Source organism: Rhizobium viscosum (genome assembly GCF_014873945.1).
GTDB lineage: Bacteria > Pseudomonadota > Alphaproteobacteria > Rhizobiales > Rhizobiaceae > Rhizobium > Rhizobium viscosum.
Window position 1 is genome coordinate 654479 of sequence record NZ_JADBEC010000002.1, and the last position, 20554, is coordinate 675032.

Sequence of the window (20554 nt, forward strand, 5' to 3'; positions counted from 1 at the left end):
TATCTCCAGATTGCGATATGCCCTAGGGACTTGCGGCACGTCGTTTCCGGCATGCCGCAAGTCTTGGAAAAATGGGATCAAACGCGGTAGTAGCGGTTTGCCCGGCGCTCAGCCTCCTTCATCGCATCCTCTGGCGACCTCTGGCCGGTGACGGCCGCGGCATACATGTCGACCAACACATAGTCGGCCATGGTCGCGGCCGAGGCATAGCCGAGCGGGCCGGCATAGCCGTTCGGGCGCAGCTTTTCCGAGGCGCGTGCGTAAGGCGCATGGATCGGATCGGCAGTCCAGATCGGATTCTTGGCGAATTCCTTGAGCGGCTGGCAGCAATAGGCGCTGGAACCCTGGATCCAGGCATTCATCTGATCGGCTTCCATCATGAACTTGATGTAGGCCTTTGCGGCTTCCGGATATTTGCTGTGCTTGAACAGAAGCAATGAACTCGTCTGGCAAAGCTCGACGCTCTGGCCGACCGGGCCGACGGGGAAGTTCGTCGTGCGAATGTCCTTGGTGATTTCTGCGAGCTTGGGATCGTTCTTGGCGGTGTAATAGACCGACACACCATTGGCGATCAGCGAAACCTGGCCGGCAAGGAAGGCACGGTTGTTATTGACGTCCTGCCAGCTTTCCGTGCCCGGAATGAAGGTCGCATAGAGCTCCTTGGCATAGTTGATCGAAGCCAGCGTTTCCGGGCTGTTGATCGTCACCTTGCCGCCTTCGTCGACCATCTTGCCGCCGTGGCTCCAGAGCAGCCAATGAGCATAGTTGTTGCCGTCGCCGACAGCCTTGCCGTGGGGGAAGCCGGCGGGCGTGCCCTTAGCCTTCATCGCCTTGCAAAGCTCAAGGAAGCCTGCAGTATCCTTGGGGAATTCGCTGAAGCCAGCAGCCTTCACGTGACTGTCGCGATAGACCACGGCATTGCCGATCGCCGTCAGCGGCATGGCAATGAACGTATCGCCGCGCGAGGCGTAACCTTTGACCCCATCGTACCAGCCGCCATATTTGTTGCCGAGATAGTTGGCGAGCTCGGTCAGGTCGACCAGTTTGTCCGGATATTGGTGGGCATCGTCAAACCAGCACATGATGAGGTCGGGCCCGGAACCGACATTGGCCGCAACAGCAGCCTTCGGGCGAATGTCCTCCCAGCTCTCCTTGTCGATGCGGACCTCGACGCCGGTTGCCTCCGTGAATTTCTTGGTATTTGCAAGCCAGGCCTCCTCATCGCCTTTCACGAAGGGTGTCCAGCGCAGCAGGCGCAGGCTCGCGCCGCTTTCCGGCGTGTAGGTCGGCTCTGCCTGTGCGAAAGACGGCCTGATGCCGAGACCGGCGACGCCGGCCGCGGCAGCCGAAGCGGCAAGAAATTCACGTCTCTTGATCGTCATTATATTCCTCCTCCTGGAAAAAAGCGGGAGAGAATTCTCCGACATTCATCTCCCGCTTGATGAACGACGGTACCTGCATCCGGAAAATGGGATGCCGGCCATCTGGCGAATGAGCGGGAAGACTCCTCCTCTGTCGCGCTCCGCCTGAAAGCCTCAACTGGTTAATCTCTGGCCGCCTTCTGCATCGAAGAGATGAACATGTGAGGCGTCGATCGCCACATGCAGGCTTTCGCCCGGCCGCGCATTGACGCGTTCGCGGAAGACACAGTTGAGATCCGTGCCGCCAAGTTTCAAACTGAGATGTGTCTCGTAACCGGTCGGCTCTATGACGACGATTTCACCTGGCAGGCCGCCAGCATCGAGCAAGATATATTCAGGCCGAAGCCCATAGACGAGATCACGTCCTTTAGCGCTTTCCGGCGCATTGGCGACCGGCAGCGCCGTGCCGTCGGCTGTGATAAAACGCGCCGCATTCTCTGGATCGAGCCTGCCCCTGATCATGTTCATCGCAGGCGAGCCGATGAAGCCGCCGACGAAGAGATTGGCCGGCTTGTCGTAAAGTTCCAAAGGCGAGCCTACCTGTTCGACGATCCCGTCATGCATGACGACGATCTTGTCGGCCATGGTCATCGCTTCGATCTGGTCGTGGGTGACGTAGACGGTGGTGGTCTTCAGCCGTTGATGCAGTTCCTTGATCTCGGCGCGCATGGCAACACGCAGCTTTGCATCGAGATTGGAGAGCGGCTCATCGAAGAGGAAGACTTCCGGATTGCGCACGATGGCGCGACCCATGGCGACACGCTGGCGCTGGCCGCCGGAAAGCTGGCGCGGATAGCGGTCGAGCAGTGCATCGAGCCCGAGAATACCGGCGGCGTATTTCACACGCTTTTCGGCTTCGGCCTTCGGCGCCTTGTTGAGCATGAGCGAAAAGCCCATATTCTGCTGCACTGTCATATGCGGATAAAGCGCATAGTTCTGGAAGACCATTGCGATGTCGCGATCCTTGGGCGGCAAAGTGTTCACCACCCGCCCGCCGATCCGGATTTCGCCGGCGGAGATGTTTTCCAGCCCCGCCAGCATGCGCAGCAGTGTGGACTTGCCGCAGCCTGACGGGCCGACCAGGATCACGAACTCCCCGTCGGCAATATCGATGTTCACGCCTTTGATAACCGGAAACGCACCGAACGATTTGCGCACTTCCGCGAATTGAACACCTGCCATACTCCCTCCTCCCAGATATCGAGCATCACATGCTATGTATTCGTAATCCTATGCTTTTCGTCGGCGCAGGACGGTCGGTCACCCGCGCCCGACAAAGGGCATCTTGGTTGCCATCACGGTCATCGTCAGCACGTTGGCACTGAGCGGCAGGCCCGCCATATAGACGACCGCATCGGCGATATGGGTAGGATCGATGGTCGCCTCTACGGCAGTCGTGCCATTGGCCTGAAGAACGCCGGTGGCCATTCTTTTCGTCATGTCGCTTGCCGCATTGCCGATATCGATCTGGCCGCACGCGATATCGAATTCGCGCCCGTCAAGCGCGGTCGATTTCGTCAGGCCGGTGATTGCGTGTTTTGTCGCCGTGTAGGGCGAGGAATTAGGACGTGGTGTCGTTGCCGAAACCGAGCCGTTATTGATGATGCGGCCGCCACACGGCGTCTGGCCCTTCATCAGCCTGAACGCCTGCTGCGTGCAGAGGAAAGCGCCGGTCAGATTGGCCGAGACGACGGCGCTCCAGTCTTCGAAAGATACATCTTCCAGCGGTATCCCCGGCGCCGAGACACCGGCATTGTTGACCAGGAGATCGAGGCGGCGATACTGATTTTCGATCGCGTCGAACAATGCTCTGACTGAAACCGGATCGCCGACATCGGCAGGGATTGCGGTCACTTCTGCACCTGTCTCGCTGGCGAGTTCCGCGGCAGCTTTTTCGAGAATATCGGCACGCCGCCCCGAAATCACCACCCTGTAGCCGGCAGCACCCAGTCCTCTTGCGATTGCGCGGCCAACGCCCGTGCCGCCACCAGTCACAAGGGCAATCTTCGACTGCCCGCCGGAACCCCCGCTCATGCAATCCTCCCGCCGAGTTCGTCCTCGATATGCACCTGCAGGATCTCGTCGAAACTCGTCTCAGCCGTAAAGCCGAGTTCGGACGCTCGCTTCGCATCGAACTGCGTCGGCCAGCCGGCGACGATGCGTTCGATCACCGGATCGCGCTCGCGCTTGATCAGCGCAACGGCCTTGTCGCCCGCAATCCGACGCAACGCTTCGATCTCCTCCGAAACCAGGGCCGAGAGACCTGGCATGGTCAGGTTGCGCCGCAAACCCACCTTCGCCGTATCGATTTTTGCAGCATGAACGAAGAAACCGACAGCCGCCCTCGGGCTTGCGAACCAGTGGCGGACCCCATCACTGACCGGCAGTACCGCAGGCTTGCCGGCGAGCGGCTCACGCAGAATATTGGAGAAGAAGCCGGAAGCGGCCTTGTTCGGTGCGCCAGGGCGCACGCAGATCGTCGGCAGGCGAATGCCGATGCCATCGAAAATCCCGCGACGCGAGTAGTCGGCAAGCAGCAGCTCGGCAATTGCCTTCTGGGTACCGTAACTTGTCAGAGGCGTGGAGAAAAACTCATCCGGAATGACATCAGGGAAAGGCGTACCGAACACGGCGATGGAGGAAGCAAACACGACACGCGGCATATAGTCGGATTTCAGACCCTCATGGCGGATTGCATCGAACAATGCGCGCGTCCCGTCGAGATTGACGGCATAGCCTTTGTCGAAATCCGCCTCCGCCTCGCCGGAAACGATCGCCGCCAGATGAAAGATCAGATCCGGCCGGGCCTCGATCAGCTTGTCGGCGACGCCCGCCCGGGCAAGATCGAACGTCATCGCGTTTGACAGGGACCGAAGGACTTCCGGCACCGGCGGCTGAAATGCATCGACCAGCGTCAATCGACTGATCGTAGTGCCGAGCGCGTCAGGTTCGCGGGCAATTCTTTCGACCAGCTTGCGGCCGACCATGCCTGCCGCACCCAAAATCATCACATGCATGTCGGCTTACCTCCCAGCGCCGTCGGTCTCGGTCTTCGAGACGACCTCGTGTCAAATCGGAACCGCTCTCCCCGGTCGGATTCCGCGCGTCACACTAAGCGCAACGCCATCTATTCCTTCAAGTTTTCCAAAATTCGGACCGATACTCAGGAACGCTACCGGCCAGATAAAATCAAACAAAACTGCAACCTGCAGGTCAACTTACCTTGCATGATCTGCGAGTGGTAGCAATCGAACATAAGTCTCATGTCTCCTTTGCCCAGTGCCTGTCAGCGAATAACAGTCATGCCCGGCAGGACGACGCCGCTCTTTTCGGCAAGGACCTTTGCCACGGCGGCATCATCTTCCTTGCCGAGACCGGCTTCGGATGCCTGCCGGAAGAGCGAGAGCGCGGTCGAAGCGAGCGGAGTGGCAGCGCCTGCCCGGTCTGCCTCAGAGGCGACGATGCCGAGGTCCTTGACGAAGATGTCCACCGCCGAGCGCGGTGTATAGTCTCCCGAGACGATATGTTCGCCCCGGTTCTCGAACATCCAGGAGGAGCCTGCCGAAACCCGCAGGACTTCGTAAAGCGTCTTCAGGTCGATCCCGGTCTTGGCTGCAAAGGTCATCGCCTCGGCCGTCACGGCGATATGCACCCCGGCCAGCAGCTGGTTGATCATCTTCACTTGCGAACCGGGGCCGGGCCTGTCCCCCAGCCGGAAGACCTTGCTGGAGACCGCATCGAGCGCCGGTTGGGCGCGCGCAAAAGCCTCCGGCGAGCCAGAGCCCATAACGACCATCTCGCCGGAAAGTGCCTTGGCGTGGCCGCCGGAAACCGGAGCGTCGACGACAAGCATGCCTGCGGCTTCCAGCCGATCCGCAATCGCGACTGTGGCGCTCGGCGCCATGGTGGCGCAAAGCAGGAAGACGGTGCCGGCATGAGCTGCCTCCAGCGCGCCACCGGGTCCGAATAACACGTCCTCGGCCTGGCTGCTGTTGACGACGAACACAAACACCACATCAGCTTCCACTGTGGCTTCGGACGGTGCTTTGCAGGATTTGCCACCGGCATCCGAAAAGCGCTGCAGCACATCGGACCGGACGTCACAGCCGCTGACGGTGAAACCCGCCCTCAGAAGCGACAGGGCAGCGCCCCATCCCATCGAGCCGAGGCCGATAACCGCTGCTGTCCGCACGTCCTGCACAGCTCTTCCTCCCATGGATCGTCAGCCGCATGTACGGTGTTATCGATACCGGTATCGGTAACAAGCCCTACTTTCGTAACATATGTCAAGCGCTGGCAGTTCCACTTTTCGCGCAATCGGCTTATGACTTAGGGGTGTGCTGGTGTCGGCACTAATCGGGGGATCCCTTGGGGATACGCAAATCCACTCTTGAAGAGGTTGCCGCTGCCGCCGGCGTCAGCAAGATGACTGCATCCCGGGCTCTGCGTGGTGCACCTGATGTCTCTCCCGAAACCCGCCAGCGAGTGCTGAATGCAACAGAGCAACTAGGCTATGTCGGCAATCGGCTTGCGCTTTCATTGTCGTCGCGGAAAACCAATCTCGTCGCCGTCGTGGTGCCAAGCATGTCCAACATCGTCTTTCCGGAGGTGCTCGCGGGCATTTCGGCCGGGCTCGAGGGGTCCGGGATGCAGGCGGTGTTCGGCCTCTCGGACTATGACGCGGGCAAGGAACGTGATGTTATCAGAGACATGCTGTCCTGGCGGCCGAGCGCCATCATCGTCACCGGTCTCGACCAGCCCGAAGACACGGTGAAAATGCTGAGAAGCGCGGATATTCCCGTCATTCAGATCATGGACCTCGACGGTACGCCGATCGATTTCAATGTCGGGCTCTCGCACGGGAAAGCAGGCGAGGAGATGGCAAGGGCACTGATCGCCGCCGGACGAAGGCGTTTCGGCTACATCGGCAGCGCGCTGGAGCGAGACCTGCGTGCGGCAAAACGCAGGGCAGGCTTTGAGCGTGTCCTGCATGAAAACCGTCTTGCCTTCATCGGCCAAAGGCTCGGCGATACGCTTTCCTCCGTCGGTCTCGGCAAACATCTGACGCACGAGTTGCTGCGAGCCGAGCCGAATCTCGACTGCATCTATTATTCCAATGACGATATGGCGGTCGGAGGCGCATTCGCCAGCGTGGAGGCCTTCCGGAGCGACGACATTCTGATGGCAGGTTTCAACGGACTGGAACTTGCCGCCGCACTTCCCGTGAGGATCGCCACATCCAGATCCCCACGTCGTCTGATCGGTGAAGTTGCAGCACGCTTGGCCTGCGACCCCATAGCATCGAACGCTTCTTCGAGCAGCAAGATCACCGCTTTCGTTCCCGAGATTACGGGCGTCGTATAGCCCGCGTCTCCGCCCGAGATCCGACCACCAAACTGGAGGCGGTTACCGAGAAGACGCTCTTCATTCCAACGAATGCCGAGATTTAAATCGAAGAAATCGATCCATATCATCTCCTGCAACTTGCTGCATCAGCATTGTCGATATAAAGCCATGTATGATGCAGCCTGGAGAAATCATGGAACGCTCGTTTTTGACGATCGATGCCGGGGTCAACGACACCGTTATCAAAGCTCTCTCCGCGCCAGGACGCCTGCAACTCCTTAAACTGTTATGCTCAAAGGGCCCCATGAACGTCAACGACATGGCTCGGGCTCTGTCGCTGCCGCAGTCAACCGTCGCAACCGGAATTCAAATTCTGGAAGAGGTGGGATTGGTCGAATCTCGCCTGGCCAAAGGCCGGAAAGGCAACCAGAAGATCTGCTCCGCAGTTTACGATGAAATCCTCATCAGCTTTGAGGACAAGTCCGTCAACAAGGCAGACGACGTCATCGAAGTTGAAATGCCGGTTGGGCTTTATACGAGTTGTGACATCCACGCCCCTTGCGGTCTTTGCTCAAGCGACAGCGTCATCGGCCTGCTGGACGTTCCCGATTATTTCCTTGATCCACAGCGTATGCAGGCCGGTCTCGTGTGGTTCGGCCGCGGCTTTGTCGAATACAAATTCCCGAACAACGCCAAGGTCCTGAACAAGGACGTGCGCGCCATCGAGTTCTCGATGGAACTGTCTTCGGAGGTGCCGGGGACAAATCCCGACTGGCCGTCCGACATCACGCTTTGGGTCAATGGAATGCCGGTTGGCACCTGGACTTCCCCAGGCGACTACGGTGACAAACGCGGCGCCTATACGCCTGGCTGGTGGAAGCTTGAAGGCTCCCAATACGGCAAGCTGAAGACCTGGCGCATCTCCACTCGAGGCACATTCATCGACGGCGTCTCAACCTCCAATGTTACGGTTGGAGACCTCGCCCTCGAAAAGCATTCCTCGATCCGTCTGCGCGTCGGCATTGCCGAAAATGCCGGCCATACCGGCGGCGTGAATATATTTGGCCGCGGGTTTGGGAATTACGGCCGCGACATCGTTATGCGGCTCTACATTTAACAGACAATATCGGAAAATCTGATTTTAATTCTGCGATAATTTTTGCCCCGGAAGATTGAAGAAACGCTCTAAAATACTGCAAAATAACAACTATTTTTGATTGTCAAGCCGAGCATCGCTCACGCGCCGTTTGGTTGACTCCCTCCCATCGAGCTATCAAGATGACTGCATAAGAACGAAGAAATCGATATTTAAGGGAGGGTTCGTTGAAAGCGAACGTCATCGTTCATCGTGATTTTCAGGTCGCGAGCATTGATCCCAGACTTTATAGTTCGTTTCTCGAGCACCTCGGGAGAGCCGTTTACGGAGGTATCTACGAACCGGGGCATCCGACAGCAGACGAGGACGGTTTCCGGCGAGACGTCATTGATCTCGTACGGCAACTCGATACGCCCTACTGTCGTTACCCTGGCGGCAATTTCGTTTCCGCCTACGATTGGCAAGATGGCATCGGTCCTCGTTCGGAGCGTCCTGTCCGTCTCGACCTTGCCTGGCGCACCCGTGAAAGCAACCAGATCGGCGTCAATGAATTCGTCGACTGGTGCAAGAAGGCGAAGACCGAGCCGATGCTCGCCGTCAACCTGGGCTCACGCGGATTGGATTCGGCCCGCAATTTCCTCGAATATTGCAACCATCCCGGCGGCACCTACTGGTCGGACCTGCGTCGCAAGCATGGTTGGGAAGCGCCCCATAACGTGAAATTATGGTGCCTCGGCAACGAAATGGATGGCCCCTGGCAGGTAGGACACAAGTCTGCGCACGAATATGGTCGGCTTGCCGACGAAACGGCAAAGGCCATGCGCAATTTCGACAAGTCGCTGGAGCTCGTGGTCTGCGGCTCGTCACATTCCGATATGAAGACGTACCCGGACTGGGAAGCGGAGGTCCTCAACGAGTGCTATGACAGCGCCGACTATATTTCGCTGCATATGTATTTCGCAAACCGCGAGAAAAATACGCTCAATTACCTTGCCCGCACGACCAAGCTTGACCGTTACATCACCACGATCGGCGGCGTGATCGACTATATCAAGGCGAAGAAGCGGTCGAAGAAAACGATCGGCATTTCCTTTGACGAATGGAATGTCTGGTATCATTCCAACCAGCAGGACAAGGATATTCTCGCGAAGAATGAATGGCCCGATGCCCCACATCTTCTCGAGGACGTCTATAATTTCGAGGACGTGCTGCAGGTCGGCGGTATTCTCAATACCTTCATTCGCCGTTCGGATCGCGTGCGCATTGCCTGCATCGCCCAACTCGTCAACGTCATCGCCCCGATTATGACCGAGAATAACGGTCCGGCCTGGCGTCAGACGATCTATTACCCCTTCTATTTCGCGTCGAAATACGGCCGTGGATCGGCCTTGCAGCTCATCACCGACGCGCCGACCTATGATTGCGACGAAGCGGACGACGTCCCCTATCTCGACGCATCCGCAGTCCTTTCCGATGACGGCCAGACGCTGACCTTCTTTGTCGTCAACCGTCATCCGCAGAACGCGCTTGATCTCGACGCCCAGCTGGACGGCTTTGCCAATGCGCGCGTGCTGGAACAAGTGGAGATGACGCATCCGGACCTGCAGGCCGTCAACACGGCACGGCAGCCGGAGACGGTTGTCCCCGTCAAAGTCGAGAACGCAAAAATCGAGGACGGCAGATTGCGCGCGGCGCTGAAGCCCCAGTCCTACAGCGTTATCCGGCTGTCGGTCTGAGACCTTTCCGGCCGGCACTCTTGTGCAGGCCTGGAGAATATCCGCTCACTGCGAGGAGGCAGCCGAGCCGGAGGAATGGTTCGCAGAAGCATCGGACCTGACAAGTACAAGTCCCGATGCCGCTGCGAACCCCAAAATCGCGACGTCCCATGCGTCCATTGCGGCCGCGCTCTCGTCGCATTCAAAGGGAGGAGATAATGCAGCATTGGAAGAAGCTTGCATTCGGCGTCGCCTTGGCGACGCTCGGCCTGATGGCCGCGGCTAAGGCGGATGACTATAAATCCTTGCCTCGCAAGGACACTCTCATCGTCGAAAACCCGGAAGGCACCATCAAGAATCCCGGCTGGTTCAATATTTGGGTCAACGGCGGCGGCGGCGTTTCAACCGGCCTGCAGCAGTTGACCATGGACACGCTCTGGTACATCGATCCGGAAAAAGGCCTCGGCGGCTCGACCTGGGACAATTCCCTTGCCGCCGACAAACCGCAATACAATGCCGACTTCACCGAGATGACGGTGAAACTGCGCAAGGGGCTCTACTGGAGCGACGGCGTGGAATTCACCGCCGACGATCTCGTCTATACGGTCAAGACGCAGATGGACCATCCCGGCATGGTCTGGAGTGCTGCCTTTTCCGTGCAAGTGGCAAGCGTCGAAGCGACCGATCCCTATACGGTCGTCTTCAAGCTGAAGAAGCCGAATTCGCGCTTCCACGCCATTTTCACCGTGCGCTGGAACGGTGCCTGGATCATGCCCAAGCATGTCTTCGAGAAGGTGGCCGATCCGCTTCGCTATGATTTCGCCAATCCGGTCTCACTCGGCGCCTACAAGCTCAAGGCCTACGACCCTCAGGGCCAATGGTATACCTGGGAGAAGCGTGACGACTGGCAGCGAACATCGCTTGCGCGCTTCGGCGAGCCTGCCCCAAAATATGTGACCTATGTCGATCCCGGCCCGCCGGATAAACGCACCATCGCGCAACTCGAGCATAATCTCGATATCATTCACGACAACACGCCCGAGGGCATGTTCACCCTCAAGGAGAAGTCCAAGTCGGTCGAGACCTGGTTCCCGGGCTTTCCTTTCGCCCATCCGGATCCGACGCTTCCGGCGGTGATCTTCAACACCCAGGATCCCGCCTTTGCCAATCCCGATGTACGCTGGGCGCTTGCCCTTTTGATCGACATCAAGGCCGTAGACATGGCGAGCTACCGCGGCGCTGCCACGCTGTCAGCGCTCGGCGTACCGCCCACGGCGGCCACGATGACAGACTACCAGGCGCCGATGCAGGATTGGCTGAAGAATTTCGAGATTGATACCGGCAAACGGAAGATCAAACCCTATGATCCGACAATCGGACAACAGGTTGCCGATATCCTGCGCAAGCAGCCAAAGTTCAAGGACCAGATCCCCACCGACCCGGCAGCGATCAGCACCGCATTCGGCTACGGCTGGTGGAAACCGGATCCGCAGGCAGCAGCCGAACTTCTGGAAAAAGCCGGCTTCAAGAAAACCGGCGGCAAATGGATGACGCCGGATGGCCAACCGTTCAAGATCCGGATGACGGTTGAGGGCGACACGCGCTCCGTCTTCACCCGGGCAGGCACCCTGATCGCACAACAATGGGCTTCTTTCGGCATCGACGCCAAAGCCGTGCCTGCCGCGAAACTATGGCAGGTGGCACTGCAGCCCGGCGATTTCCAGGTGGCGATTGCCTGGAGCGTCGAGACCTGGGGCGGCGATCCCGACCTGTCGTTCTTCCTCGACAGCTGGCACTCGCAGTTCGTGGCAAAGAAGGGTGACAATCAGCCGCCGCGCAACTGGCAGCGTTGGAGCAACCCGGAGCTCGATAAGATTATCGAAAGCATCCGCGGCATCAGCGCCGACGATCCGAAGGGCATCGAACTCGGCAACGACTATCTGAAGCTGGTCGCTCGCGAAATGCCGACCATCCCGCTGATGTCCTACAACGTCTTCACCTCGATGGATACGACGTATTGGACCGGTTATCCGACGATATCAGACCCCTATACCGACCCGGTGCCGAATTGGGCAAATTCCAGGTTGATGATGGTCAAATTGAAACCGGCACAACCGAAATAATCCTCCCAACGCCGGCGCGATCGTGTCGCGCCGGCCCCCTATCGACGGGCATGCGGCCCATGTCCCGTCGATCCTTTCGAAAAGGGAACCAGAGAGGAACCACTGCTCTATGACGTCCTATCTGATCTTTGTGCTGAAGCGGTTCGGTCAGTTTCTGCTCGTCGTATTTCTTGGCGTGACCATAACATTCTTCGTCACCCACCTGACCCCGATCGATCCGGTCGAAGAAAGCATAGGTGCCATCACGCAGATGGGGCAATCCGATCCAAATGCGATTGAACTGATGCGTCAGTCGCTGCGAGAGCTCTACGGAATGGAGGGTTCGATCTGGCAGCAATATCTGCATTTTTGGCTGCGGCTTGCGACCGGTGATCTCGGCCCGTCGCTCTCGGCTTTTCCCACACCTGTTTCCACCATCATTCTGCGGTCTCTGCCCTGGACCATAGGGCTGATGACGGTTTCCACGCTTATCACCTTCGTGCTCGGAAATGCGATCGGCGCGCTCGCCGGCTACTACAGGAAGGATATGGTGCTGAAGGCCGTCAGCCTCGTCTTCATCGCCCTGCTTCCCATTCCCTATTACATTCTTGCCTTCGTGCTTCTCATTGTGTTCGGCTATCTCTGGCCGGTACTGCCGATCAATGGCGGTTACGAGATGAACGCCAATCTGGACCTCTCCTTCGCGCTCGTCCTCGATATCCTGAAGCACTCGATCCTGCCGGCGGTGTCGCTGATCATGGTCGGAGCCGGCAGTTGGCTGATCGGGATGCGCGCACTCGTCTCCAACATCATCACGGAGGATTACGTAGTCTTTGCCGAGCTCGGCGGCGTGCCGAAGCGTCGCATTCTGCGCTCCTATATCGCCCGCAACGCCATGGTCCCGCAGTTTACCGGGCTGGCAATGTCGCTCGGCGCGATCTTCAACGGCACCGTCATTACCGAAATCGTCTTTGGCTATCCCGGCATTGGAAACCTGCTGATAGAGGCTGTCCATGCTGGCGATTACAGTCTCGTGCTCGGCCTCAGCGCCCTATCGATCGTCGGCGTCGCAGCCGCCGTCTTCATCATCGACATCCTGAGCCCGCTCATCGATCCGCGCATCAAGGTGGAGTAGGCCATGTTCACCATCCTTCGCGACCTGACGCGCCACAACATGGAATTCCTGGGCGGCCTTGTGCTGTTCGCCATCATTGTGGGCCTGATCATCCTGTCCTATTTCTCGCCCTACGGCCCGACGGACATCTATCTCCTGCCGCCTGACATGCCGCCGGACGGAGACTATTGGCTGGGGACGACATCTCGCGGCCAGGACGTTTTCTGGCAGTTGACGACGGCGCTACGCAATACGCTCTACTTCGGCATCGGCGTTGCCTTCCTCTCCCGCATAATATCGCTGGTCGTCGGCCTGGTCGCCGGTTATGCCGGGGGGGCGGTCGACCGGGTGCTGATGGCGATCAACGACAGCGTCATGGTCATCCCGCAATTCCCCCTGCTGATCCTGTTCTATTTCGTGCTGAAGGACAGCATGACCTGGACAGCGCTCATCGTCATCATGGCCGCGCTCGGCTGGTCCTACGATGCAAGGCTCATCCGCTCGGTCGCGATCAGCCTCAAGACGCGGCCGTTTACCACCCAGAGCGTTTATTCCGGCATGAGCATGCGCAAGATCCTCATCCAGGAGCACCTGCCCTATGTCTTGCCGATCGTCTTCGCCACCACGATGAACAACATGATCTGGTCGATCGGCATGGAAATCACCCTGTCGGTACTCGGATTCACCGACATCGAGACGCCGACCATGGGCATGATGATCTACTGGGCGAATGCCCATTCGGCACTGATAGCGGGAATATGGTGGTGGGTGGCTGCACCCGTTGCCGTCATCGTCGTTCTTTTCCTGGCACTGTTTCTCCTGTCCATGTCGATGAACGAATACAACGATCCGCGCAGCCGGCTGAACCGGATGGGAGGTTAGCCATGGATGCCCTGGTCGAGGTTCAGAACCTGAAAGCCTATTACCGCGCCTTCCTTTACGGCGTCGATCGCGAGGTGCGCGCCGTCGACGACATCACCCTGACGATTGGGCGTGGCGAAATCTACGGGATCGCCGGCGAATCCAGCAGCGGCAAGACAACCTTGATCAAGACCATTGCCGGCGCGATCCGGCCGCCGCTCAAGGTCGTATCGGGCAAGGTGGTATTCCATTTTGCCGGTGGCACGCAGGACATGTACGCCATGACGCCGGACGAGCGTATGGCGCTTCGCTGGCTGTACCTATCCTATATCATGCAGGCGTCGATGAATGTGCTGAACCCGGTTCGACGCATCCACCACTCCTTCACCGATTTCGCCTTCCGGCACATGAAGGTCGGGAAAAATGAGTTCTTCGCAAAAGTCGGCTCGCATCTAGAGAGACTGAAACTTGATCCGCATCTGCTCCAGGCCTATCCGCACGAGCTCTCCGGTGGCATGCGCCAACGCATGACGATCGCGCTCGCAACGATCCTGACACCCGAATTCATCATTGCCGACGAGCCGACAACCGCGCTCGACGTCATCGTCCAGCGCGACGTGCTGTCGATGATCCGCGAAATCCAGCGTGAGATAGGCTCTTCCTTCTTGTTCGTCACGCACGATATGGGCGTGCATGCGACGGTTTCTGACCGCGTCGGCATCGTCTACGCCGGTCGCCTTGTCGAGGAAGCGCCGACGCGCAAGCTCTTCAACCTGCCGCTCCACCCTTACACACAGCATCTGGTCGGCAGCCTGCCGCGTATCGGCGATGCGAAGGCCCGGCCTTCGCTCGAGGGGCGTCCGCCGAACCTTGCCATGCCGCCCGAGGGCTGCCGGTTCCATCCGCGCTGTCCGAAGCGAATGGAAATCTGCTCGCAGAAGGTCCCGCCGATGATCACGGTCGAGCCGGATCGGCGAGTGGCGTGCTTTGCGGTTACGGGAGATCAGGCTTGAGCGCTCTTCTCACTCTCTCTCATGTCACGAAGATCTACCGTCAGGGCGGCATGCTTGGCCGGCGGCAGATCGTGGCGGTCAAGGATGTCAGCTTCGAGATTGGCAACGAGCCGGAGATTCTCTCCATCGTCGGAGAATCCGGTTCCGGGAAATCGACGATCGCAGCGATGATCCTCGGACAGACGGCGCCCACGCAAGGCATACTCCAATTTCGTGGGAAAGCGGTGGCTCTCCACGGCAAGGCAGAGCGTCGCGCCTTCATGAGAGAAGTGCAGCCCGTCCTGCAGAACCCCTTCGAAGCCTTTAACCCGCTCAAGCGCGTGGATCGCTACCTTTTCGAAACGGCGCGGAGCTTCTCAGCTGGCGCGCGCAAGCCGGATCGGCAGCAGATCGAACGATTGGCCGACGAGGCTCTCGGCCATGTGGGCCTCAGTCTTGCGGAAGTGAAGGGCCGGTTTCCGCACGAACTGTCCGGAGGCCAGCTCCAACGCACAGCAATTGCACGCGCCCTGATCCCGCAACCACGCCTGCTCATCGCCGACGAGCCGGTATCGATGGTTGACGCGTCACTGCGCATGGCAATCGTCAATCTCTTCGAACAACTGAAACACGAGCTCGGGCTTTCCATCGTCTACATCACCCATGATCTCGCCACCGCCTACTACATCAGCGACCGGATCATCATCATGCGCAAAGGTGAGATCGTCGAGCAAGGCGAGGCGCGCAAGGTCCTCGACAATCCTCAGCACTCCTACTCGCGTGCGCTGAAGGAGGCCGTGCTGAGTGCAGATTTCGCTCCGACAGCGTAGCAATTCAAACGGTGGCGCCGTCGACTCGGCGACGAAAAGGCGGGAACCAGAATTGTCTCGCACGCGGCTATCTCTTTGTGCGAGCGCCTCTACACGATCCGAGCGATACTCTGCCGACGTTTGCAGCACCTTCAGCTCGACCACATGAGCGGCACCGGCCGCCTCGCAAGCGCCGCATGAGCCGCTCGCCTGCAAGGCCGCGGTCAGTCTGCGGCTTTCACGGTCAATGTTGAGGAAACAAGTGGTGATTGAAGGGTGGTTTTTGCGCGTGCGGCTGAAGCCCTGTCGCCGCCCGCGTTTAGTTCGGCGATGCGAAAGATGCTGAAATCGCCACATCAAGGTCTTCCTGTTTTTGTCATCACCCAATTGGTGAAGCTGCCGTCGCGACGGCGCAAATGCGGCGGCTCGAAATACTGAAAGTCGAGCTTGTTTCAGCGCGTCTTCGTTCACCTCGATCCCCAGACCCGAAACTCCGGAACATCGTAGTGACTGCAGTTCAACTCTACTTGCTGCGGAAAGAGCTCGCGGGCATCGAAGCCGAGCTGCTCGACGGGAGAGGCGCGGCATTCGAGCCAGGAAAAATCGGCACCGCCGCGGCAAGGTGCACCGTCGCCACCGTGCAGACCACGCGGATTGTGCGGCATCAGGTCGACATTGAAACGAGATTAGGCAGATTGCGGCAGGCGCGCGCGGCGCCGCCGTGATTTGCTGCGGGCAGAAGATGCTGCGCATGCATCTGCCATCCGAATGCAGGACAGGACCGTCCCTAGAAAGGCAACCCCCGCATTCTGCGAGGATTGCCTGATCATCAAACCAAGGAACAAGCCGTGGCGTGAGTGCAGGCTCAGGCTGCCTTTGCGATATCGTCGCTGTGGCGGATTTCCGTGCCGAGCACCTTCAGGCATTCGCGGATGAATGCCGCAAGAGCGGTCCATCCCTTTGCGGAAACCATAGTGCCATCGACATAGGCTTCCGTCGGCGACAGATCGATATAGGTGCCGCCTGCAAGCGTGACTTCCGGCTCGCAAGCCCCCAGCGCACCCACCTTCTTGCCGCGAACCACACCGTCGACGGCAATCAGAATCTGGACGCCGTGGCAAATCGTAAAGATCGGCTTCTGCTTCTCGTGAAAATGCCGCACGATTGCCTGAACGCGTTTATCGGTGCGGATATATTCGGGGCCGCGACCGCCTGCGCAATAGACTGCATGATATTGATCGAGCTGCGCCTCGGCCTCCGAAAAGGTCTTGTTGATCGTGAAGAAGTGCCCGAGCTTTTCTGTATATGTCTGATCGCCCTCGAAATCGTGGAGCGAGGTCTTGATCAGATCGCCAGCCTTCTTGTCGGGGCAGATCACGTGGACCGTATGGCCGACTGCCTCCATCGCCTGCTGATAGACATAGATTTCATATTCCTCGGTGAATTCACCGGTCAGCATCAGTATCTTCTTACCAGGCATGATTTACTCCTCTTCTTCATGCAATGGGGCGGCGGCTGCGGCCGCCCCGGTTTCGGTCTCATCAGAACGGAGAGTCGGGGAAATAGTATTCCTTGGCATTCTCCTGCGTGATCAACGGCGCATCCAGCTTGACAGTGCCCCGCACCGGCGCCTGGCCGACGATATTGGCAACGGTCATGTAGATGGCGGTCTTGATCATGGCGGGCGGATAGGGTGTCTCTACCGGCGTCATCGTATCGCCGTCGATGACCTTCTTGACGATGTCCTTCATGCCATTGCCGCCGAGGGCAAGCTTGATGTCCTTGCGACCCGATTCCTTGACGGCCTCGAGCACACCGAGAAGCATGTCGTCGTCATTTGCCCAGACCGCGTCGATCTGCGGGTATTTGGCAAGATAGTCCTGCATCAGCTTGAAGGCGTCATCACTGTTCCAGTTCGCATACTGGATGTCCAGAACCTTGAGATCGGTTCCCTTGATGGCATCCTGAAAGCCCTGGATGCGTTCATCATCGATGACGGTCGGAATGCCGCGCAAGATGACCAGATTGCCTTTGCCGCCCAGCTTGTCGATCATGAACTTCGCCGTATTGCGGCCAACCGCGATGTTGTCGCCGGCAAGGTAGAGGTCCTGGATAGACTGGTCGTTCAGGCCGCGATCCACGACAGTGATGAAGGTACCCGCATCCTTGACCGCCTTGACCGGCGTCGTCAGTTCCTCGGACGTATAGGGCAGGATGACCAGCGCATCGAGCTTGCGTCCTGCGGACAGATCTTCAAGCGCGCTCACCTGCGCCGTTGCCGAAGGCGAGGTCTTCACGACGACCTCGACATTCGGAAAGGCGGCATTGACTTCCTTGGCGGCAGCCTGTGCGTGATAGACGATGCCCGCCGTCCAGCCGTGGTCGGCTGCCGGGATCGACACTGCGACAACCTTCTTATCTGCCGAAAGGGCCTGACCGGCGAGCAGCACCGTACTAGCGGCCAGGGCCGCAATCCATTTTCTAGACATTCATTCCTCCCAGAATCGGACCACAAACATCAATCCGCGCGGTCCGGACGCGGTTACTTCGAGAACCTCTGAATGAGCATGGCGATGATGATGATGACGCCCTGAACGCCGGCGACGAGATATTCGGATACGAAATCCGAGAGCACCATCAGGTTGGCGATGAGTTCAAGGATGACCGCTCCGGCGACCGTGCCCCAGACATGGCCCTTGCCACCTCGCAGGGCAGTTCCGCCGATGACGACCGCAGTGATGACCTGCAATTCCCATAGCACGCCGGTGGTTGGAGTCGCCGCTCCGAGGCGCGGCACATAGCAGATCGCAGCGATCGCAACGCATACGCCCTGCATCGCGTAGGCGATCGTGCGCGTCTTGATGATGGAAATGCCTGAGTAGCGGGCAACGTCCTCATTCGCGCCAACGGCAGCGCATTTCCGGCCGTACTTCATCTTGTAGAGGATGAAGGATGCGATAGCGGCAACGGCAATCGAAATGAGAATCGGAAAGGGAATACCGCCAAAGGTGCCGAAATAGACAGGCCTATAGGCATCACGGAGGCTGCGATCGATTGGGATCGTTCCGCCATCCGACATATAGGTGATGAGGGCGCGGAAGATCCCCATGGTACCGAGTGTCGCGATAAAAGGCTCTATCTTTCCGACGGTAACGATGAGCCCGTTCATCAGCCCGCAGATGAGCCCGACGACAAGCGCGATGGCCATGCCGGCAGGTATTGCCAGGACACCCCAGTCGGCAGCCATCCAGTTCATGAACATGATGGTTATGCCCGTGATGAATGCGGCCATCGAACCGACTGAAAGATCCAGTCCGCCGGATGAGATGACGAAGGTCGCACCGACGGCGATGATCGCGATGAAGGCGCTTCGCGTGATCACATTGCCGAGATTGGTCGCCGAGAGGAAATCCTGATTGATCGAAAAGCCAATCAGCAGCAACGCCAGAAGCGCAAGAAACGGACCGACATCCGACCAGCCGATGTTCCATTCCCGCTCCGGCCGAACCGGCGTCGAATCCGTAATCACACTCATTGTCTTCCTCCCTGCTTCGCCGCAACCTTCGTCTCGCTGGTGGCAAGAAGCGCAATCTCATGTTCCGTCATTCTGTCGCCCGTCACCTCTCCCGTGATGCGCCCCTCCCGCATCACAAGAATCCGGTCGCAGATCCCAATCAATTCCTGCATTTCGGACGAGATGACGATGCAGGTCCTGCCTTCTGCGACGAGGCGCTCGATGAAGGCGTAGATCTGGGCCTTGTTTGCGATGTCGATCCCGCGCGTCGGCTCGTCGATCACCACGACCGAAGGATCGGTGAGAAGCACCTTGGCGAGCAGAAGCTTCTGCTGGTTGCCCCCGGAAAGCTGGCCCGCCTTGACCGCGTAACTTTTCAGGCGGATGTCGTAGGTGTTGACGGCTTCGACGAGCGCGCTCTGCTCACGACGGCGGCGCATCAGAAGGCCAGTGTGAAATCTGCCGAGGGCGGACAGCGTGAGGTTCGGCGCAAGTCGCTCCTGCAGCAGCAGGCCCTTGCCTTTGCGATCCTCGGTCAGGTAACCGATGCCGGCATCCATCGCTGCCCGGGGACGCCTGATATCAATCGCCCTACCCTGCAATTTTACGGTTCCGGTGGCAGGGCGCAGGCCCATGATGCCCTCGAACACTTCGGTGCGACCGGCACCGATCATGCCGGCGAATCCGAGGACCTCGCCTTTGTGGGCAGTAAACGAGATGTCGCTTGCGAAGCCGGGAACGCCGAGGTCTCGGACTTCTAGCATCGCCTGCAAGGCTGGCTTTGCGGTCTTCTCGGGATAAAGCGCGGCCAGATCGCGCCCAACCATCAGACGCGCCATGTCCATCTGCGTCAGGCTATGACCGGGATATGTGCCGACCATCTTGCCGTCTCTGAGCACTGTCACCTTGTCGGCAAGCCGCTGGACTTCATCGAGGCGATGGCTGATGTAGAGCACGGCAGCACCTTGCTCCTTCAGCTGCAGGATGATGGCAAGCAGTCGCTCGACCTCCTCACCCGTCAGGACTGCAGTTGGCTCGTCGAAAATGACAAGCTTGTAGTCGTCGAGGAGTGCACGTGCGATCTGCACGAGCTGGCGATCCGCAAGCGAGATGTCGCGCACCAAAGCGTTCGGCGACACGTGACATCCAAGGTCGTGAAGTTTTTCGACGGCCAGACGCCGCATCGTCCGATCATCGACCAGCCCATGACGCATCAGCTCGCGGCCGAGGAAAAGATTTTCGGCGACAGTCAGGGCGTCCGCAAGCAGGATCTCCTGGTGTACCAGGACAATACCCGCCTCCTGCGCCTGCTCTGGCTTTGAGAAGTCGACCTTGCGGCCGCCCATCGACAGCGCTCCTGCACTGGGCTCGGCGTAACCGGAAAGAAGCCGCATGAATGTCGACTTGCCGGCGCCATTCTCGCCGATGATGGCATGGATCTCGCCGGGCAAGATATCGAGCGTGACTTCGGAGAGGACGGTGACCGGTCCGTACTGCTTCGACATGCCCTCCGCACGAAGGACCGGATGAGAGACAAGGCCGTCGGTCTCGGACACCACGCTCCTCCCCTTACTCTCCATGATC

Annotated in this window: 17 protein-coding genes and 1 pseudogene; 8 read left to right on the plus strand and 10 right to left on the minus strand. The window is 58.9% G+C overall.

Annotation, left to right across the window (positions count from 1 at the left end; all coding sequences use genetic code 11):
• Window positions 1–77: 77 nt before the first annotated feature.
• The 5 genes from H4W29_RS23900 to ltnD all read right to left on the minus strand — a co-directional run bounded on the left by H4W29_RS23900 (window position 78) and on the right by ltnD (window position 5622).
• Window positions 78–1382 (minus strand): ABC transporter substrate-binding protein, encoded by a 1305-nt coding sequence (locus H4W29_RS23900; RefSeq protein ID WP_192731342.1) that lies wholly within the window; start codon window positions 1380–1382, stop codon window positions 78–80.
• A 153-nt stretch (window positions 1383–1535) separates the two neighbouring features.
• Complete coding sequence (locus H4W29_RS23905) at window positions 1536–2603, minus strand: ABC transporter ATP-binding protein (protein WP_192731343.1); 1068 nt, start codon at window positions 2601–2603, stop codon at window positions 1536–1538.
• A 78-nt stretch (window positions 2604–2681) separates the two neighbouring features.
• Complete coding sequence (locus tag H4W29_RS23910; RefSeq protein WP_192731344.1) at window positions 2682–3455, minus strand: SDR family oxidoreductase; 774 nt, start codon at window positions 3453–3455, stop codon at window positions 2682–2684.
• Window positions 3452–4438, minus strand: coding sequence for a D-erythronate dehydrogenase (denD, locus tag H4W29_RS23915; protein ID WP_192731345.1), 987 nt, complete (start codon window positions 4436–4438; stop codon window positions 3452–3454). Before denD ends, H4W29_RS23910 begins: the two co-directional genes overlap by 4 nt.
• A gap of 269 nt (window positions 4439–4707) precedes the next feature.
• Complete coding sequence (gene ltnD, locus H4W29_RS23920) at window positions 4708–5622, minus strand: L-threonate dehydrogenase (protein WP_312872356.1); 915 nt, start codon at window positions 5620–5622, stop codon at window positions 4708–4710.
• 173 nt (window positions 5623–5795) lie between these two features.
• On the opposite strand from ltnD, the gene H4W29_RS23925 reads away from it, so the two are divergent.
• The 8 genes from H4W29_RS23925 (at window position 5796) to H4W29_RS23960 (ending at window position 15477) form a co-directional block, all read left to right on the plus strand.
• Window positions 5796–6785 (plus strand): LacI family DNA-binding transcriptional regulator, encoded by a 990-nt coding sequence (locus tag H4W29_RS23925; RefSeq protein ID WP_192732768.1) that lies wholly within the window; start codon window positions 5796–5798, stop codon window positions 6783–6785.
• Between the two features lie 175 nt (window positions 6786–6960).
• Window positions 6961–7884, plus strand: coding sequence for an ArsR/SmtB family transcription factor (locus H4W29_RS23930; protein ID WP_192731347.1), 924 nt, complete (start codon window positions 6961–6963; stop codon window positions 7882–7884).
• Window positions 7885–8090: 206 nt separating this feature from the next.
• Window positions 8091–9599: an arabinosylfuranosidase ArfA gene (gene arfA, locus H4W29_RS23935; protein WP_192731348.1), complete on the plus strand. Its 1509-nt coding sequence runs from the start codon at window positions 8091–8093 to the stop codon at window positions 9597–9599.
• Window positions 9600–9796: 197 nt separating this feature from the next.
• Window positions 9797–11701 carry an ABC transporter substrate-binding protein gene (locus tag H4W29_RS23940; protein WP_192731349.1) on the plus strand — a complete coding sequence of 635 codons (1905 nt, stop codon included), beginning with the start codon at window positions 9797–9799 and terminating at the stop codon, window positions 11699–11701.
• 109 nt (window positions 11702–11810) lie between these two features.
• Complete coding sequence (locus tag H4W29_RS23945) at window positions 11811–12815, plus strand: ABC transporter permease (protein ID WP_192731350.1); 1005 nt, start codon at window positions 11811–11813, stop codon at window positions 12813–12815.
• A gap of 3 nt (window positions 12816–12818) precedes the next feature.
• Window positions 12819–13676: an ABC transporter permease gene (locus tag H4W29_RS23950; protein WP_192731351.1), complete on the plus strand. Its 858-nt coding sequence runs from the start codon at window positions 12819–12821 to the stop codon at window positions 13674–13676.
• A 2-nt stretch (window positions 13677–13678) separates the two neighbouring features.
• Window positions 13679–14668 (plus strand): ABC transporter ATP-binding protein, encoded by a 990-nt coding sequence (locus H4W29_RS23955; RefSeq protein ID WP_192731352.1) that lies wholly within the window; start codon window positions 13679–13681, stop codon window positions 14666–14668.
• Window positions 14665–15477, plus strand: a complete 813-nt coding sequence (locus H4W29_RS23960; protein ID WP_192731353.1) for an ABC transporter ATP-binding protein — start codon at window positions 14665–14667, stop codon at window positions 15475–15477. The genes H4W29_RS23955 and H4W29_RS23960 overlap by 4 nt, the downstream gene beginning before the upstream one ends.
• Before the next feature lie 335 nt (window positions 15478–15812).
• On the opposite strand, the pseudogene H4W29_RS34830 reads toward H4W29_RS23960, so the two are convergent.
• The 5 genes and pseudogenes from H4W29_RS34830 to H4W29_RS23985 all read right to left on the minus strand — a co-directional run.
• Window positions 15813–16130: pseudogene (locus H4W29_RS34830) on the minus strand (enolase C-terminal domain-like protein); the annotation flags it as partial.
• A gap of 191 nt (window positions 16131–16321) precedes the next feature.
• Window positions 16322–16936, minus strand: a complete 615-nt coding sequence (locus tag H4W29_RS23970; protein WP_112972442.1) for a DJ-1/PfpI family protein — start codon at window positions 16934–16936, stop codon at window positions 16322–16324.
• A 61-nt stretch (window positions 16937–16997) separates the two neighbouring features.
• On the minus strand, window positions 16998–17945 hold the full coding sequence (locus tag H4W29_RS23975) for a substrate-binding domain-containing protein (RefSeq protein ID WP_192731355.1): 948 nt from the start codon (window positions 17943–17945) through the stop codon (window positions 16998–17000).
• A 53-nt stretch (window positions 17946–17998) separates the two neighbouring features.
• The gene (locus H4W29_RS23980) at window positions 17999–18991 is read right to left on the minus strand and encodes an ABC transporter permease (protein WP_192731356.1); all 993 of its coding nucleotides are present in this window, start codon (window positions 18989–18991) and stop codon (window positions 17999–18001) included.
• Window positions 18988–20550, minus strand: a complete 1563-nt coding sequence (locus H4W29_RS23985; RefSeq protein ID WP_192732770.1) for a sugar ABC transporter ATP-binding protein — start codon at window positions 20548–20550, stop codon at window positions 18988–18990. The genes H4W29_RS23980 and H4W29_RS23985 overlap by 4 nt, the downstream gene beginning before the upstream one ends.
• Between the last annotated feature and the right edge of the window lie 4 nt (window positions 20551–20554).

Bases quoted from the DNA above. Each gene is read 5' to 3' on its own strand.
- H4W29_RS23900 (WP_192731342.1), bottom strand. From the start codon at position 1,382: ATGACGATCAAGAGACGTGAATTTCTTGCCGCTTCGGCTGCCGCGGCC.
- H4W29_RS23905 (WP_192731343.1), bottom strand. From the start codon at position 2,603: ATGGCAGGTGTTCAATTCGCGGAAGTGCGCAAATCGTTCGGTGCGTTT.
- H4W29_RS23910 (WP_192731344.1), bottom strand. From the start codon at position 3,455: ATGAGCGGGGGTTCCGGCGGGCAGTCGAAGATTGCCCTTGTGACTGGT.
- denD (WP_192731345.1), bottom strand. From the start codon at position 4,438: ATGCATGTGATGATTTTGGGTGCGGCAGGCATGGTCGGCCGCAAGCTG.
- H4W29_RS23930 (WP_192731347.1), top strand. From the start codon at position 6,961: ATGGAACGCTCGTTTTTGACGATCGATGCCGGGGTCAACGACACCGTT.
- H4W29_RS23940 (WP_192731349.1), top strand. From the start codon at position 9,797: ATGCAGCATTGGAAGAAGCTTGCATTCGGCGTCGCCTTGGCGACGCTC.
- H4W29_RS23945 (WP_192731350.1), top strand. From the start codon at position 11,811: ATGACGTCCTATCTGATCTTTGTGCTGAAGCGGTTCGGTCAGTTTCTG.
- H4W29_RS23950 (WP_192731351.1), top strand. From the start codon at position 12,819: ATGTTCACCATCCTTCGCGACCTGACGCGCCACAACATGGAATTCCTG.
- H4W29_RS23955 (WP_192731352.1), top strand. From the start codon at position 13,679: ATGGATGCCCTGGTCGAGGTTCAGAACCTGAAAGCCTATTACCGCGCC.
- H4W29_RS23970 (WP_112972442.1), bottom strand. From the start codon at position 16,936: ATGCCTGGTAAGAAGATACTGATGCTGACCGGTGAATTCACCGAGGAA.
- H4W29_RS23975 (WP_192731355.1), bottom strand. From the start codon at position 17,945: ATGTCTAGAAAATGGATTGCGGCCCTGGCCGCTAGTACGGTGCTGCTC.
- H4W29_RS23980 (WP_192731356.1), bottom strand. From the start codon at position 18,991: ATGAGTGTGATTACGGATTCGACGCCGGTTCGGCCGGAGCGGGAATGG.
- H4W29_RS23985 (WP_192732770.1), bottom strand. From the start codon at position 20,550: ATGGAGAGTAAGGGGAGGAGCGTGGTGTCCGAGACCGACGGCCTTGTC.